Below are 13,722 nucleotides of genomic sequence, written 5' to 3' on the forward strand. Positions count from 1 at the left end.
TTGAGCGTACCGTTCTCGCGAGTCTAATGTCAACAGAGTTGATTGCACCGTCGACACGAACCACCAGAGAGGACGCACCCGTGTGGGGGCTGGAGCGGAACCGATTTGCCACGCCCCCCACATCGGCCCGCGTGGAGCGCAATCGCCGCTGGTTGGCCGCGTGGGGACTCGGGTACGCCGCCGTCGGCGGCGCATCCGTGCTGGTGCCACTGTACGCCATCGCGCTAGACGCGAGTCTCGCGTTCGTCGGGCTCATCGCCGCCACCGCCGCGCTCGTCGGCGTGCCGGGCGCGGTCGCCTGGGCCGCCCTCGCCGCGCGCACGGACCGCCGCCGCCCGTTCGTGCTCGTCGCGCTCGGCGCGACCGCGGGGGTGCTCGCACTCGTCCCGTTCGCCACCTCGCCGGCGACGGTGCTCGTGTTGAACGCCGCCCTGTGGTTCGTCGTCGCGGCGGCCGTCCCGGTGCTCAACCTCGTCGTCGTCGAGGGCGCACCCGTCGACGAGTGGGACGGCCGCATCGCCTCGCTGAACGCGTGGCAGGGGTACGGCTGGGTCGCGGGGCTCGTCGTCGGCACCGCGTGGACCCTCGCGGTTCCCCGCTTCGGCGTCGACCCGCTGGTCGGCCAACGACTCCTCTTCTTCGCGCTCGCGGTCGTCGCCACCGCGGCGCTCCTGTTGGCGCGGCTGTGGTACCCCGAACCGTCGACCGTCTCCGCCGAGCGCTTCCGCCGGGTGTACGCGCGACTCGCTCGCTCGAACTGGGGCGCCGGTCGCTACCTCCGCGCGAGCCTCTACGGTCCGGGGCGCGTCTTCTGGGGACTTCGAACCGCGCGCGCCCGGCGTGACGGGTCACACCGTGCCGGCCGGTCGCCGAATCCGCTCGCCCGGTTCGCGCCGTCGCTCCAGCGCTACGTCCTCGCTGTCGTCGTGTTCTCCCTGGGTTTCGCGGTGTTCTGGGGGCCGGTGCCGGCGTTCCTCGCGGACCGCGTTGACGCCGGCGCGGTGTTCGGCGTCTACCTCGCCGGCAACCTCGGGTCGGCGGTGTGTTACGCGCCGGCGGGTCGACTCGCCAAGCGCTACGCGCCGCACGCGATCCAGATCGGCGCGCTGGCCGGGCGGGCAGCCCTGTTTCCCGCGGTAGCAGTCGTCGCGCTCGCGCTGCCGGCGCTGGCGGGCTACTCGCTGGCGTTCGGCCTCATCGGCGCGACGTGGGCGTTCATCGCCGTCACGACCGCCGGCATCGTCACGCGCCTCGCCGACGAGTCGAACCGCGGCGCCGCGCTGGGCGTGCAGGCCGCCGCCGCCGGTCTCGCCACCGCGGTCGGCTCCGCACTCGGTGGGGTCGTCGCGGGTGTCGTCGGCTATCTGGCGACGTTCGCGCTCGGCGCGGCGCTCGTGGCCGTCGGCATCGGGCTGGTCGTCGTCGCCCGCCGCCCCGCCGGCTACCGCTCGGCGAGGAACGCTTCGACCTGAGCGCGGGTCGGCAGCGCCGCCATCGCCCCCTGTGCGGTCGTCGCGCGGGCGCCGACGGCGTTCGCGAACCGTATCGCGTCGGCCAGCGACTGCCCGCCGTCGAGTGCGGCGATGACGCCCGCGGTGAACGCGTCGCCGGCGCCGGTCGTGTCGACCACGTCGGCGTCGAACCCCGCGTGTTCGGCCTCGCCGGCGCCCCACGGCGCGTCTTCGGTCGAGCGAGCGTACGCACCGGCGGCGCCGCGCGTGATCAACGCAGTGTGTGGGCCGTCCGCCGTGATCGCAGACGCGAGCGCCTCTGGGCTCCCCTCGTAGCCCGCGGGGGCGAGGTCCTCTTCGCTGGCGACCAGGACGTCTACGTCCGGGAGGGCCTCGGCGAGCGTGTCGGCGTAGTCGAACGCGCGCCACAGCGACTCGCGGGCGTTCGGGTCGAACGAGACGGTCACTCCGTCGGGCGCGCGGTCCAGCAGGTCGAACACCGCCGAGCGTGACGGCTCGTACGCCAACTCGACGCCGCCGACGTGGAGCCAGTCGAGGTCGGCGAGTGTCGCGTTGTCGACCGCCCCCGTCTCCAGCCGACTGCTCGCGGTTCCCTCCAGGTACAGCGCGAACGAGCGGTCGCCGTCGGCGTCCAGCGAGACGACCGCGAGGCCGGTCGGCGCGTCGGGGTCGCGCTCGACGTGGGTGTCGGGGACGCCCTCCGCCGCGAGCGTCTCCGCGAGGAAGTCGCCGAACCCGTCGGCGCCGATGCGCGTCCACAGGTCGGGCGCCTCGTCGAGGCGGGCGAGGCCGACCGCGACGTTCGCGGGCGCGCCTCCCGGTTTGCGGGCGTAGACGCCGGTGTCGTCGTGGCTTCCCGACTCGATCTTTGGATGGAGGTCGACGAGACACTCGCCGACGACGAGGCGGCTCACGCGTCTCCCTCCGTGTCCGTCTGGGCGCCCCCGTCGTCGCCCCTGTGGTCGTCCCTGTCGTCACCCGCTACAGCCGCGAGCACCTCGCGGACTCGGTCGATGCTGTGGCCCAGATACGCGGCGTCGTGGGTGAACACTTCCGCCGAGAGCGTGCCCGTCCAGTCGTCGGGGAACGCCCCCAACACGTGCTCGAAGTCCACGAACCCAGCGCCGATGGGGAGGTGTTCGTCGTCGGCGCCGCGCACGTCGTTGAGGTGGACGTGCGAGATGCGGTCGGCGTGGTCGCGGACGAACGCGGCGATGCCGCCGTCGTCGCGACCGTCGACGCGAGCGTGGCCGGTGTCGAGACACAGCGACGCGTCGGTGCGCTCGACCAACTCGTCGATCCGGTTCGTGTCGAAGCGGCCCTTGGGGACGTTCTCCGCGACGAGTTCCACGTCGCGGTCGGCGGCGTAGCCGTCGAGGTGGCGCACCGACTCGACGATGGCGTCGCCGATCACCGCGTCGTCGTGGGCGTGCGTCCACGCGTTCGATGTGGGGTGGAGCGTCGCCTTCGTCGCCCCGAGCGCCGCGGCGAGGTCGAGGTGCGCCTCCAACTCGGCGACCGACCCCGAGCGAGCGCCGTCGAACGGCGACCCGGGGTCGAGGCCGCGGAACGGGAGGTGGACGGTGCAGGCGACGCCGCGCTCGTCGAGCGCGCTCCGGAGGTCGTCGCGACGCGGGGCGAGTCGGTCGCGCGCGCCGGCGCCGTCGAGCATCACCTCCACGTAGTCGTAGCCGTACTCGGCGGCGGTCGCGACCGCCTCCCGGTGGTCCACCCCGAGTTGGGTGACGAACCCGATGTCGACGTTCATAGCCTCCGTTTCGCGCGCCCGCACTTCGATTCTCCGGACGCGACACCGACGGCGTTCGACGGTGGAGGCCGTCGCTCGGACCACCGTGGCGCTCATGACAACGGATCACGAAGCCCGCGTATGGACGGGCTCGGGCCGCTCGCGGAGTACGTCGATCAGACGGCGAGTGACGCAGACGTCGACGGGGACGCCCTCGCGGAGACGCTCGCGGGGATGCAGGCGGACGTGCGGGCGTACCCCGGCGTCGCCGACCTCGTGTTCGAGTACCGGCGCGCGTTCGAGTACGACCCGCTCGTCCGTCGGAGGGGGCGGGCGTACTACCTGCTGGTGCCGCCGCGGGTGTGGGCCGAGTTCGCCGCCACGCTCGACGCGTCGGCGGCGCTGCTGGCGGCGGCGAAGGCCGTCCACGACCGCGCGTTCACCGAGGGCACAGAGTTGGCGCCGGAGGAACGCGGCGACTGGGAGCCGTTGGTGTTCGTCGCCGAGCGAGCGCCGTAGCCGTCTCGGCCCGGCCACACTCGGTCCGGCCACAGTCAATCGCCGTTCTACAGTCAGTCGTCGTCCGCGGGCGCCTCGTCCGTCGATTCGTCCGTGGGCGTCTCGGCAGACGGGTCGGGCGTCAGCGCCTCCTCGACGACCGCGTCCACGGGCGTGTCGTCCCGCGGACGCCACCCAGTCGGGCCGCCGTCGGCGACCTCCGTGGCACCGGCAGGTACGCTCCACGGGTCGATCTGATCGCCGACGGGCGGGTCGTCGTCGCCCTCGGTGGCACGGAGGCGCACGACGACGACCGTCGCGACGTCGGGGAACGGCGCCGCCTCCTCGCCGGGGTCGTCGACGAACGTCAACTCGCCGTCGACGCCGTCGACGATCCACCGGACGAGCCACAGGCCGATCCCGCTGGCGTGTTGCAGTTGCGTCTCGTGGCCCGACTCCACGGCGGCCCGGTCGCCGTCGGGGATGCCGGGTCCGTCGTCGGCGACGCGGATCTCGACGGTTTCGTCGTCGGAGGAGACCGTCAGCGCCACGCGGGGGGTGTCGCCGTCGTGGTGACGCCCCGCGTTCTCGACGACGTTCCACACGGCAGTCGCGAGCAGTTCGTCGGCGTACGCGACCGCCTCCTCGGCGTCGACCGTGAGCGTCATCTCCGGGAACTGGTCTCGGGCGCGGTCGGCGACCTCGTCGGCGACGGCGGCCACGTCGACCGGCCGACCGCCGTGGTCGGTGCTCTGGAGCGTCCGGTCGACGCCGCGCACGCGGTCACCCAACGAGGCAAGTCGCCCCGCCGACCGCTGGATCCGCTCGGCGTACTCGGCGGTGTCGTCGTCGGCGGTGGCGGCGATCACGTCCGCGTAGCCGAGCACCACGTTCAACTCGTTGCGGAGGTCGTGCCGGAGCACCCGCGTCAGGACGCGCAGGCGTTGCTCGTAGCGTTCGCGGCGGGTCTCGTCGCGCAGCGTCATCAGGTAGCCGCCGATGTTCGGGTCGTGGAAGCGGTTCACGCCGACACCGTCGAGGGTGCGCCAGCCGCCGTCTGCGTGTTCGACGCGGAACGACACCCGGACGCTCTCGCCGGGGCGGTCGAGGCTCTCGGCGAACGGTTCGGCGACCGAGCGGCGGTCGTCCGGGTGGATGTAGTTGGTGAACACGCCTCCTTCGAGTCCCTCCGGGTCGTGACCGAGGACGCCTTCGACGGCGGGGCTGATGTACTCCAGAACGCCGTCGGCGTCGGCGACCGCGATGATGTCGTCTGCGTGCTCGACGTACGCGCGATAGCGTCGCTCGACGCGGGTGCGCTCGGTCACGTCGCGGAACACGAGGAGGCGCACGCCCTCGCGCCCAAGCGGTTCGCACGTCGCCTCGAAGTACGTCGGACCCGAGACGCTGGCGGCGAAGTTCCGTCGTTGGCCGCCGCCGTCGTCGAGTGTGACCTCTGCGTCGTCGCCCTCGAGCAGGCCGGCCACCTCCTCGGTGTCGGGGAGCAACTCCTCGGCGGCCAGGCCGACGCCGTCGCCGTCGACGTCGAACGCCTCGCGGGCCGCGGGGTTCGTCTCCAACACGCGGTCTGACTCGTCGACGACGACGATGGCGTCGTCGAGGCCGGCGAACACGGTCTCGTGGGCGACCGGCGCCACGTCGAACAGGTCGTACCGGTACATCGCGACCAGCAACACCAGACACGCGGCCCCGAACACGACCGGCGTCGTGTCGAACGGCGGGAGCCACGCGGGGCCGACGGCGAACAGCACCACGCTCGCCAGTGGCAAGGAGGCGGCCAGCGCGACCGTCGTCGCCTGCCGCCGGTACGGGCCGGACGAGCGCGTCGCGGCCTCCGCCAACAGCATGATGAACGCGGCCCCCACGACTGCACCGTACCCGAGGTGGAGCACGAACCCGGTCGCCGGGACCCCGACGTACGCTCGCAGGCCGTACACCGACTGCTCCACGACGCGGGTAAACACGACCCCGCTAGGATCGAGCACGAGCACCGCGGCGGCGACCGCGGGTTCGACGCTGAGCAGGACGGTCCGGCGCGGCGTGACCCAGTCGCCGCGACCGGTGTAGTAGAGACCGAACAACAGTGCGCTCGTCACGACAGGCGTCGCCAACACCCACTTCGCGCGCAAGAACACGTACCCCGCCTGCGTCGGTCCGGCGAGCAGTTGCAGTCCGAACAGCACCGCCCACAGCGCCCCACCGTAGGCGAGAGCGACGAACGAGATGCCGGCGTGGTCGCGTCGCTCGCGCGTCCGCAGATACGCGAGCGTCCCCGTCACCGTCGACACCACCGCCGAGGCGAAGGTGGCGACGATGAGGATCTCTGACGCAGTGTCCATTGCCGGAGTTGATGCACGGTGGCCGAGTTGACCACATAAACGTGTGCCCGGGATTATCAGTTCAGATTCCCATATAGCCGCTCGCCGTCTCCGGATCAGCGGTCGAGTTGTCGGCTAGCGCACAGACGCTGCGCCCCGCTTCCCCCGCAAACGCCCTCGCTGGTTCGCGCCGCTCACTCGCTCGTCCGTTTCGTGGTCGCCAGGTTAGAGGCCGAGTTGGCGCCCGATGACGAGGTGCTGGATCTCGCTGGTGCCTTCGCCGATCTCCATCAACTTCGCGTCGCGGTAGAACCGCTGGGGCGGGAAGTCGGTGGTGTAGCCGTAGCCGCCGTGCACCTGCACAGAGTCCTCTGCGACCTTCCGGGCTGCCTCGCTGGCGTCGAGTTTCGCGAGCGCCGACGCCTTGGTGACGTCCTCGCCGTCGTCGTACATCGTCGCGGCCTTGTGGGTGAGCAGGCGCGCGCGCTCGACCTTGCGGTCCATGTCGACCACCATGTCGCGGACGGCGTCGAACTTCGAGATGGGCTTGCCGAACTGCTCGCGCTCGCCCGAGTACGACTTCGCCGCCTCGTAGGCGCCCTGCGCGAGTCCGGTCGACAGCGCGGCGATGGAGATGCGCCCGCCGTCGAGCGTCTTCATCGTCTGTTTCCACCCCTCGCCCTCGTTGCCGAGCAGGCGGTCCTCGGGGATACGCACGTCGTCGAGGCTAATCTCACAGGTGGGCGAGCAGTTGAGGCCCATCTTGTCCCAGACGGTGGTGACCTCGAACCCGTCGTCTTCGGGGTCGACGATGAACGTCGAGATGCCGTCGTACCCCGCGCCGGGGTCGGTGACGGCCTTCACGAGCACGCTGTTGGCGACGCTGGCGTTCGTGATGAACTGCTTCGTGCCGTTGAGCACGTACTCGTCGCCGTCCTTCTCGGCGACGGTGTCCATGTCGGAGGCGTCCGACCCCGAACCGGGTTCGGTGAGCGCCCACGCGCCCATCCCGTCGCCCTCGGCGAGCGGGCGGAGCCACTCCTCCTTCTGCTCGTGGGTGCCGAACAGTTCGATCGGCTTGGCACCCAGCGACGTGTGGGCGACGTACGAGAGGCCGATGCCGCCGGAGACGCGACCGAGTTCCTCGGCGACGACGGCGTACATCAGGGTGTCGCCCCCGAGCCCGCCGTACTCCTCGGTGAGCGGGACGCCCATCATGTCGAGGGCGGCCAACTCGTCGAAGATCTCCTGCGGGAACCGGTGTTCGTCCTCGATATCCTGCGCGATGGGAGCGATCTCCTCCTCGCAGAACTCCCGGACCTGGTCGCGGATCATCCGGTGTTCCGCGGGTAGATCAAAGTTCATGAACGAAGTGGAGGCGTCCCGGGAAATACTTGTTTCGATGGCTTTCGGTACGCGCAATATCCGCGGGGACGACACACGAGTGGGCGACGCTCCTCGACCGGCGCGGGGGCGGGTCGACTGGACCGTGTCCTACGGGACAGTCGGAGCAAGGTTCTTCGCACCGGCCACCGCGTTGGCAACCCGATGACCGACTCCGGCTCGACCGAGGACGACGACCCGTCGCTGTGGTGGGGGTGGGCGGCGACGCTCGGCGTCGTCGTGTTCGGAGTCGTCGTCCTCGCAGTCGCGGTCACGGCCACCGCGGGATCGCCCGCGACCTGTCGCGTCCCGAACCCCGGCGCGTGGTTCCGTTGCGACTGGACGCGTCGGTTCGCGACGAATCTGATCGGTGTCACCGTCGGCGCGGTCGTCGCGGTCGGTGTGGTCGCGGCGTCCGTGGGGGTCGCCCGGGCGGTCGCGCGTGGGCTCCGCGAGTAATCGGGCCCCGTCGTCGGGACGCCGCGACCACGGCCGTACCATCGACGACGCCCCTCATGGCTGAACCGCTGACAACTCACGTTCGGGCCGTACGACGATTTATCCCATCGGGCGCGGTACCACGTTCCATGGACCTCCAGCGGCTCCTCCGTGGCACCGTCGAGTGGGACCGACTGGAGGCGGTCGTCCGCGAGTTGGCCGCGCGTTACGGCGACGGCACGGCGCGTGCGGAGTTCCTCGACGCCGACAACTGGCTCTCCACGCCGTTCATTCTCCACACCGGCGGCGAGACGTACTTCGTGAAGGTGGTGAGCCGCCAGAACTCGCTGGTGCACGCGCTGTTCACCGCCGGTCGCAACCTCGGGGCGTTCTCCTCGGGGACGGAGGGGTTCTTCGGCCACTTCGGGACGCCGGCGCAGATGGCCCGCCACGAGTTGGAGGCGACCGAGGAGATGCGGGCGATCGGTGTCAACGCGCCCGAACCGGTCGAAGCGCTCGAAATCGACGGTCTCGGCGTCCTCGTCGTCGAGTACCTCCCGGCGTTCCGGCCGCTGGACGAGTTGGACACGGACACCGAGCGCGAGTTGGCGCCGGCGCTGTTCCAGTCGCTGCGCCGTCTCCACGACAGCGGACTCGCCCACGGCGACCTCCGCGCGGAGAACGTGCTCATCCTCGACGGCGACCTCTACTTCATCGACGCGACGAGCGTCCGCGAACCGGGTGCGCTCGACGCTCGCGAGTACGACCTCGCGTGCGGGCTGGCGGCGTTGGAGCCGCTGATCGGCGCGCCAGACGCCGTCGCGGCGGCGCTGTCGGCGTACCCCGCCGCAGACGTGCTCGGCGCGCGCGAGTACCTCGACTTCGTCGCCATCCGCCCGGACCACGACTTCGACGGCCCGCAGTTGAAAGGAGAGATCGAGAAGCGCGCTGCCGACCGTGGCGGGGTCGCAGACGCAACCGGCGAGCGGAGCGAGTCGTGAGTCACACGATCCATCGGGCCGTGCGACCCGGACGGTCGCGCCGTCGCTCGAACGGGGCGGTCGGCGACCCACGCGGCGTTCAGATCGGTGTCTCCCCTACTCCTCGGTGATCTCGATCCGCACCGGGCCGTCGTCGGCGTCGTCGCTCGCACCCGCATCGACGCCCGCCCCCGTGGGGCCGTCGCGCGTGGTCCCGTCGACGAACTCCTCGATGTGCTCGACGTTCCACACGTTCGCCTTGATCACGGCGTCGAACAGCGGCCCGACGACCGGGACCGACCCCAGCACCGCGTCGGCGGCCGCGTTCGCCAGCATCCGGACGACCGTCGACAGCGGGACGCCCAGGTAGGCCGCCTCGGCGACGATGTACAGTGAGATGCCCGCCGCGACCACGTCTCCCGCGCCCGGGAGCACGCCCAGCACCGGGTCGAGTCCGACCCACGTGTTCGTCCCCGGGATCCGAACCGCCTCGTCCATGACGCGCGCGACGGTCTGCACCCGTCGCAGCGCCGGTTCGTCGGCCGATTCGGGCAGGTCCATCGTGAACGACTCGGCGTCGACCATACCTGTCGCGACACGATCACGAGGAAAGGGCCTTACGGCCGCTCGGTCGACGAGGTCGCGCTCGTTGCCGCTCACAGACCCACCAGCAGGCGATTTGGCCACTCTCGGTCTCTCGGTCTCTCGGTCTCTCGTTCGGTGACCGCGACGCTCGTCGGTGGTGGTGTCGACCTCGGAGAGGGGAGGTCCGCTCCCTGAGACGCGCCGGAGGGTGGCTCCGGTGTCCGTCGCGCGGTGAATCCGACGTGGTGTGTGACGCCGACCGCGTCGCGGACGTGATGTGGTTCGGTGTGGTGTGCGTCTGTGCGGTGCCGGGGGCGGTGGGGCGGAGCGGGAGTGGGAGCGGGAGTGCTCCGACCCTCCCGGGCGGATGGGCGAATCGCCGTCGCACGGGCGCCCCCAGTTCGCTCGGGACACGCGGTCCCGTACCCCGCGAAGCCGAACCGGGACGACCGTAACGGTCGCTCTGTCCGGGCGCGCTGGGGGGGAGCACCTGGACAAGGCTCGGACCCGCGGTACCTGCATCGGCGAGCGTTCGTTACTTCAAGACACCGCCCGAATTATCGGATCCGATTTTCGACTAGCCGACGCCGTTTAGCCCTCGGAACGGAACACTCGGCCGTGTTCGATACGACGCTCTCGGCGGCGAGCGACCGAGACTGGGACACCGGCGCGGTAGAGGACCCGGTCCGAATCGCGATCGTCGGCTGTGGCAACTACGCGCGGTCGGTGTCGATTCCCGCGATGGTGGCGGGGACGTACGCGACGCCGACCGTCGCGGTCAGCGGCGCCCCCGACACGCGAGCCTCGCTGGCCGACGAGTTCGGCCTCACGTCCATCGACTACGACGCCTACGAAGCGGGGGCCGCGACCGACGAGTACGACGCCGTGTACGTCGCGACGCCGAACCGCCTGCACCTCCCGCACGTCGAGACGGCGGCTCGCCACGGCAAACACGTGATCTGCGAGAAGCCGTTGGAGGCGACCGTCGAGCGTGCCGAACGACTCGTGGCAGCCTGCGCCGACGCGGACGTCCGCCTGATGACGGCCTACCGGATGCAGACCGACCCCGTGGTCCGCCGCCTCCGCGAGTTCGTCGCCGGCGGCGGCATCGGCGACTTCCAGCGCGCGGTCGGCGACTTCACGTTCCCCGTGCTCGGGGGCGACGCGGGGCCGGACCAGTGGCGTCTCGACGGCCACCTCGCGGGCGGCGGCGCGCTGTACGACGTGGGCGTCTACCCGCTCAACACCGCCCGGTTCGTCGCCGGCGACGACCCGACCGCGGTGTCGGCGACGACTCGCTCGCCGGACCCCGCGTTCGACGAGGTTGACCAGCACGTCGACTTCCGTGTCGAGTTCGGCGGCGAGGACGGCTGGGTCGGCAACTTCTCGGCGTCTTTCTCCGGGCACTTCAACACCGAGTTGGAGTTCCTCGGCACCGACGGCCGGGTCGCGGTGCGGTCGGCGTTCGAACCCGGCGCCGACCGCGAGGTGACCGTCGAGACGCCCGACGGCACGCTCGAACTCGCCGAGGCGGGCGCCGACGAGACGGTCGCCGAATTCGACTACTTCGCGCACGCTGTCGCGACGGGTGCCGACGTGGAACCGGACGGCGCCGACGGCCTCGTCGACATGCGCACTCTGGCGGCGGTCCAAGCGTCGGCGGCGACGGGCGACCGGGTGGAACTGTAGCGAACTGCTCGGAGGGAAGCGGTCGGGGGCGCCGGCGCTCGCGATGGCGGGTGACGACGCGTGCGCTCACTGGCACCGACGACGGCGTGACTCGGCGGCGTGGGAAACGAAGGTGGGCGGAGTGGAGTGGGGAGGCGGTGGTGTGCGCGTCCGGCGCGATGGACCCCTGATCGCGGCTCGGGCGCGCACGGTCGCGTCGGGCGCGGCGGCGCGGATTTTTAGGTTCGCCAGCCTTCGACGAGAAAAGCGTCGATCAGCCGGCATCCCCGACTACTAGGCTGACGGTGATAAAGCCACCGGCACGCCCGACGGCGAGATTCGGCGCCGACGGAACGGTTATGTGAACACGAGCGGAGGCCAGCATATGGCTCGCCTCAGGGCCGAGGCACTGCTCGGCGGTGCCGAGGACCTGCTGTCACAGCCGCGCCGCATCGTCGACCACCGTCGACTCGGGGAGCCGGGCGACCCGCTCGGCCTCCCTGACGGCGGGGTCGTCGGGAAGCTCTTACGGGTGGAGGAGATCCCCCTCGCCCACGTGAACGTCGGGCCGGACGTGCGCGAGCGGCTCTGTCAACTCCTCGACGGCGAGCGCACCGTCTTCGTCCACTACGTCGAGTGAGCGGCGTCGCTCGTCGGCGTCGCCGACAGCGTCGGCATCAGTAGTCGCGCCGGTCCGCCAGTGCGGGGAACTCCTCGCGGACGGTGGCGACGCGCTCGGGGTCGGCGTCGGCGACGACGAGCGCGGGGTCGTCGCCCGACGACGCCAGCGTCGTCCCCCACGGGTCGTACACGGTCGAGCGACCGACGAGGTCCGCGTCCTCGAAGCTCCCCGAGCCGTTCACCGTCGCGACGTACGAGAGGTTCTCGATAGCCCGCGCCCGCGGGAGCGTCCGCCAGTGCTCGACCCGTGGGTACGGCCACGCGCTCGGCACGAGCACGAGTTCGACCCCCTCGTCCGCCAGCACGCGGAACTGTTCGGGGAAGCGCAGGTCGTAACACGTCGTCACCGCCACGTTGAGGCCCCCGACCTCGACGACCGGGAGCTCCTCGCCGGGGGTGAGCAGGCGCGTCTCGGCAGACTCGTAGCCGAACAGGTGGTGCTTGCGGTAGACGGCCAGCCGGTCGCCGTCGGCGTCGAACAGCACCGCGGTGTTCGCGAGGCCGTCGTCGGCCGGGACCGACTCCCCGTCGGCGGCGCTCGCGGCGAGGTCCTCGACGATGGAACCGGCCAGCAGCGCCACGTCGTGCTCGTTGGCGGCCTCCCGTAGGCGCGTCAGCGTCGGGCCGCCGAGCGCCTCGGCGCCGCGCTCGTACGCCTCGAACGCGAAGTAGCCGACGTTCCACAATTCCGGCAGGGCGACGAGGTCGGCACCGTCGGCGGCCGCGCGTTCGATGGCGTCGAGCGCGCGCTCCAGGTTGCCCTTGCGGTCGGCCTCGCGCACCTCGATCTGTGCGAGCGCTAGTCTCATGCCAACCCCAGGTCGCGTTCGAGTGCGCGTTCGAGGTTGTCGAGTTCCTCGCCGAAGCGCCGCTCGAAGAACGACTCGACGCCGGGGACGCGCCCGGAGACGACGAACTCGTTCACGAGGCGGGTGCGGCCGTCGTCGGTCTGGGAGACGGTGTGCTCGCCGGTGACGCGGAACGCCTTCGACTTCCCGACGAACTTCACGTACTCGGGCGGCTCCTTCGCGACTTCCTCGGTGTCGACGGCGATGCTCGACCGGATCACCGGGATCGGGAGTCGCACGTGCCACGTCGCGGTGCCGTCGTCGTGGACCTCGTACTCGTCGACGACGCTGATCGCGCCGGCGCGCTTGGCCGGGTCGGAGATGAACGCCCAGACGTCCGCCGGCTCCGCGTCGAAGACGAACTCCCGGGACACACGCACGGTCATTGTTCCGACCTACGGGCGGGGGGCGAAAAAGCGGGGGGGTTCCGGCGTGGACGCACGACGCTGTGGCTCAGCGATGTCGCGCCAGTGGGAGGGCGGACGCGTGGGCCGTGGGTCCAGAGCCTCAGGGTAGTTCCACGCGCCACGTGGTCGACCGCGCGCGACCCCACTTCTCGATGTCGACCTCGTCGGCCTTCTCGGCGAGCGTCGGGAGTCGCGAGCCGACCTGTTTGGCGGAGAGGCCGATGGCCTCCGCGATGTTCTTCGCCCGGAAGTACTCCTCCCCCCGGGAGACGCTGTCGCGCAGGTACGCGAGGATGCGTTTCTCCTCGTCGGTGTACTCCGTCATTTGTGCTACCTTACTCTACTGTGTGCGCGTTCTTAACGCTTCCTTCGGTGGCGAACGGCGGGTTCGACCGTCGACGGCACGCGTCGCGTCAGGCGTCGAACGCCTGCACCGCGACGACGGCCAGAATCGCCGCGCCCATCGCCAGCGCGAACCCCCACGCCATCACGATCTGGGACGCGCCGGCGATCATGAACCCCGCGCCGACGACCGCCAGCGCGGCGAACGCCAGCGAGACGCCGATCGCCTTGTCGCTTTCGAGGGTCTCGGTTGCCATACTCGACGCTCCGACGGAACGTACCTAACGCTTGCGGAAGACCGGCACACGGCGGGTCACTCCACGCCGGAGGGGGG

General features: G+C 71.0%; 15 protein-coding genes. 6 read left to right on the forward strand and 9 right to left on the reverse strand.

Annotated elements, in window-relative coordinates; translation table 11 throughout:
- The first annotated feature begins 131 nt into the window (after positions 1-131).
- On the forward strand, positions 132-1,472 hold the full coding sequence (locus P0R32_RS05535) for an MFS transporter (RefSeq protein WP_276238957.1): 1,341 nt from the start codon (positions 132-134) through the stop codon (positions 1,470-1,472).
- On the opposite strand, the gene P0R32_RS05540 is transcribed toward P0R32_RS05535, so the two are convergent.
- Together P0R32_RS05540 and P0R32_RS05545 are read right to left on the reverse strand one after the other, a co-directional pair.
- The gene (locus tag P0R32_RS05540; RefSeq protein ID WP_276238958.1) at positions 1,442-2,386 is read right to left on the reverse strand and encodes a carbohydrate kinase family protein; all 945 of its coding nucleotides are present in this window, start codon (positions 2,384-2,386) and stop codon (positions 1,442-1,444) included. The genes P0R32_RS05535 and P0R32_RS05540 overlap by 31 nt on opposite strands.
- Positions 2,383-3,240, reverse strand: a complete 858-nt coding sequence (locus tag P0R32_RS05545; protein WP_276238959.1) for a sugar phosphate isomerase/epimerase family protein — start codon at positions 3,238-3,240, stop codon at positions 2,383-2,385. The genes P0R32_RS05540 and P0R32_RS05545 overlap by 4 nt, the downstream gene beginning before the upstream one ends.
- Before the next feature lie 120 nt (positions 3,241-3,360).
- Between P0R32_RS05545 and P0R32_RS05550 the strand changes: the two genes are divergently transcribed.
- A complete protein-coding gene (locus tag P0R32_RS05550; protein WP_276238960.1) occupies positions 3,361-3,738 on the forward strand; it encodes a DUF8048 family protein in 378 nt (125 codons plus the stop codon).
- 53 nt (positions 3,739-3,791) lie between these two features.
- Here the strand turns inward: P0R32_RS05550 and P0R32_RS05555 are convergent, their stop codons facing one another.
- Both P0R32_RS05555 and P0R32_RS05560 read right to left on the reverse strand, forming a co-directional pair.
- Complete coding sequence (locus P0R32_RS05555; RefSeq protein WP_276238961.1) at positions 3,792-6,077, reverse strand: histidine kinase N-terminal 7TM domain-containing protein; 2,286 nt, start codon at positions 6,075-6,077, stop codon at positions 3,792-3,794.
- A gap of 204 nt (positions 6,078-6,281) precedes the next feature.
- Positions 6,282-7,421: an acyl-CoA dehydrogenase family protein gene (locus P0R32_RS05560; RefSeq protein ID WP_276238962.1), complete on the reverse strand. Its 1,140-nt coding sequence runs from the start codon at positions 7,419-7,421 to the stop codon at positions 6,282-6,284.
- A 183-nt stretch (positions 7,422-7,604) separates the two neighbouring features.
- Between P0R32_RS05560 and P0R32_RS05565 the strand changes: the two genes are divergently transcribed.
- On the forward strand, positions 7,605-7,898 hold the full coding sequence (locus P0R32_RS05565) for a hypothetical protein (RefSeq protein ID WP_276238963.1): 294 nt from the start codon (positions 7,605-7,607) through the stop codon (positions 7,896-7,898).
- A gap of 128 nt (positions 7,899-8,026) precedes the next feature.
- Positions 8,027-8,878 carry an RIO1 family regulatory kinase/ATPase domain-containing protein gene (locus P0R32_RS05570; protein ID WP_276238964.1) on the forward strand — a complete coding sequence of 284 codons (852 nt, stop codon included), beginning with the start codon at positions 8,027-8,029 and terminating at the stop codon, positions 8,876-8,878.
- Positions 8,879-8,974: 96 nt separating this feature from the next.
- Here the strand turns inward: P0R32_RS05570 and P0R32_RS05575 are convergent, their stop codons facing one another.
- Positions 8,975-9,442: a DUF4112 domain-containing protein gene (locus P0R32_RS05575; protein ID WP_276238965.1), complete on the reverse strand. Its 468-nt coding sequence runs from the start codon at positions 9,440-9,442 to the stop codon at positions 8,975-8,977.
- A gap of 618 nt (positions 9,443-10,060) precedes the next feature.
- Here P0R32_RS05575 and gfo6 point away from each other — a divergent pair.
- Together gfo6 and P0R32_RS05585 are read left to right on the forward strand one after the other, a co-directional pair.
- Positions 10,061-11,131, forward strand: a complete 1,071-nt coding sequence (gene gfo6, locus P0R32_RS05580) for a D-xylose 1-dehydrogenase Gfo6 (RefSeq protein WP_276238966.1) — start codon at positions 10,061-10,063, stop codon at positions 11,129-11,131.
- 364 nt (positions 11,132-11,495) lie between these two features.
- Entirely contained in the window at positions 11,496-11,750 is a 255-nt protein-coding gene (locus tag P0R32_RS05585) for a hypothetical protein (RefSeq protein WP_276238967.1), read from the forward strand.
- A gap of 37 nt (positions 11,751-11,787) precedes the next feature.
- On the opposite strand, the gene P0R32_RS05590 is transcribed toward P0R32_RS05585, so the two are convergent.
- The 4 genes from P0R32_RS05590 to P0R32_RS05605 form a co-directional block, all read right to left on the reverse strand.
- Positions 11,788-12,600, reverse strand: coding sequence for a carbon-nitrogen family hydrolase (locus tag P0R32_RS05590; protein ID WP_276238968.1), 813 nt, complete (start codon positions 12,598-12,600; stop codon positions 11,788-11,790).
- Positions 12,597-13,025, reverse strand: coding sequence for an SRPBCC family protein (locus P0R32_RS05595; protein WP_276238969.1), 429 nt, complete (start codon positions 13,023-13,025; stop codon positions 12,597-12,599). Before P0R32_RS05595 ends, P0R32_RS05590 begins: the two co-directional genes overlap by 4 nt.
- Before the next feature lie 121 nt (positions 13,026-13,146).
- Positions 13,147-13,371: a DUF7123 family protein gene (locus tag P0R32_RS05600; protein WP_276238970.1), complete on the reverse strand. Its 225-nt coding sequence runs from the start codon at positions 13,369-13,371 to the stop codon at positions 13,147-13,149.
- 88 nt (positions 13,372-13,459) lie between these two features.
- On the reverse strand, positions 13,460-13,645 hold the full coding sequence (locus tag P0R32_RS05605) for a DUF7525 family protein (protein ID WP_276238971.1): 186 nt from the start codon (positions 13,643-13,645) through the stop codon (positions 13,460-13,462).
- Positions 13,646-13,722 lie beyond the last annotated feature (77 nt).

The organism is Halobaculum marinum (genome assembly GCF_029338555.1).
GTDB classification, from domain to species: Archaea; Halobacteriota; Halobacteria; order Halobacteriales; family Haloferacaceae; genus Halobaculum; species Halobaculum marinum.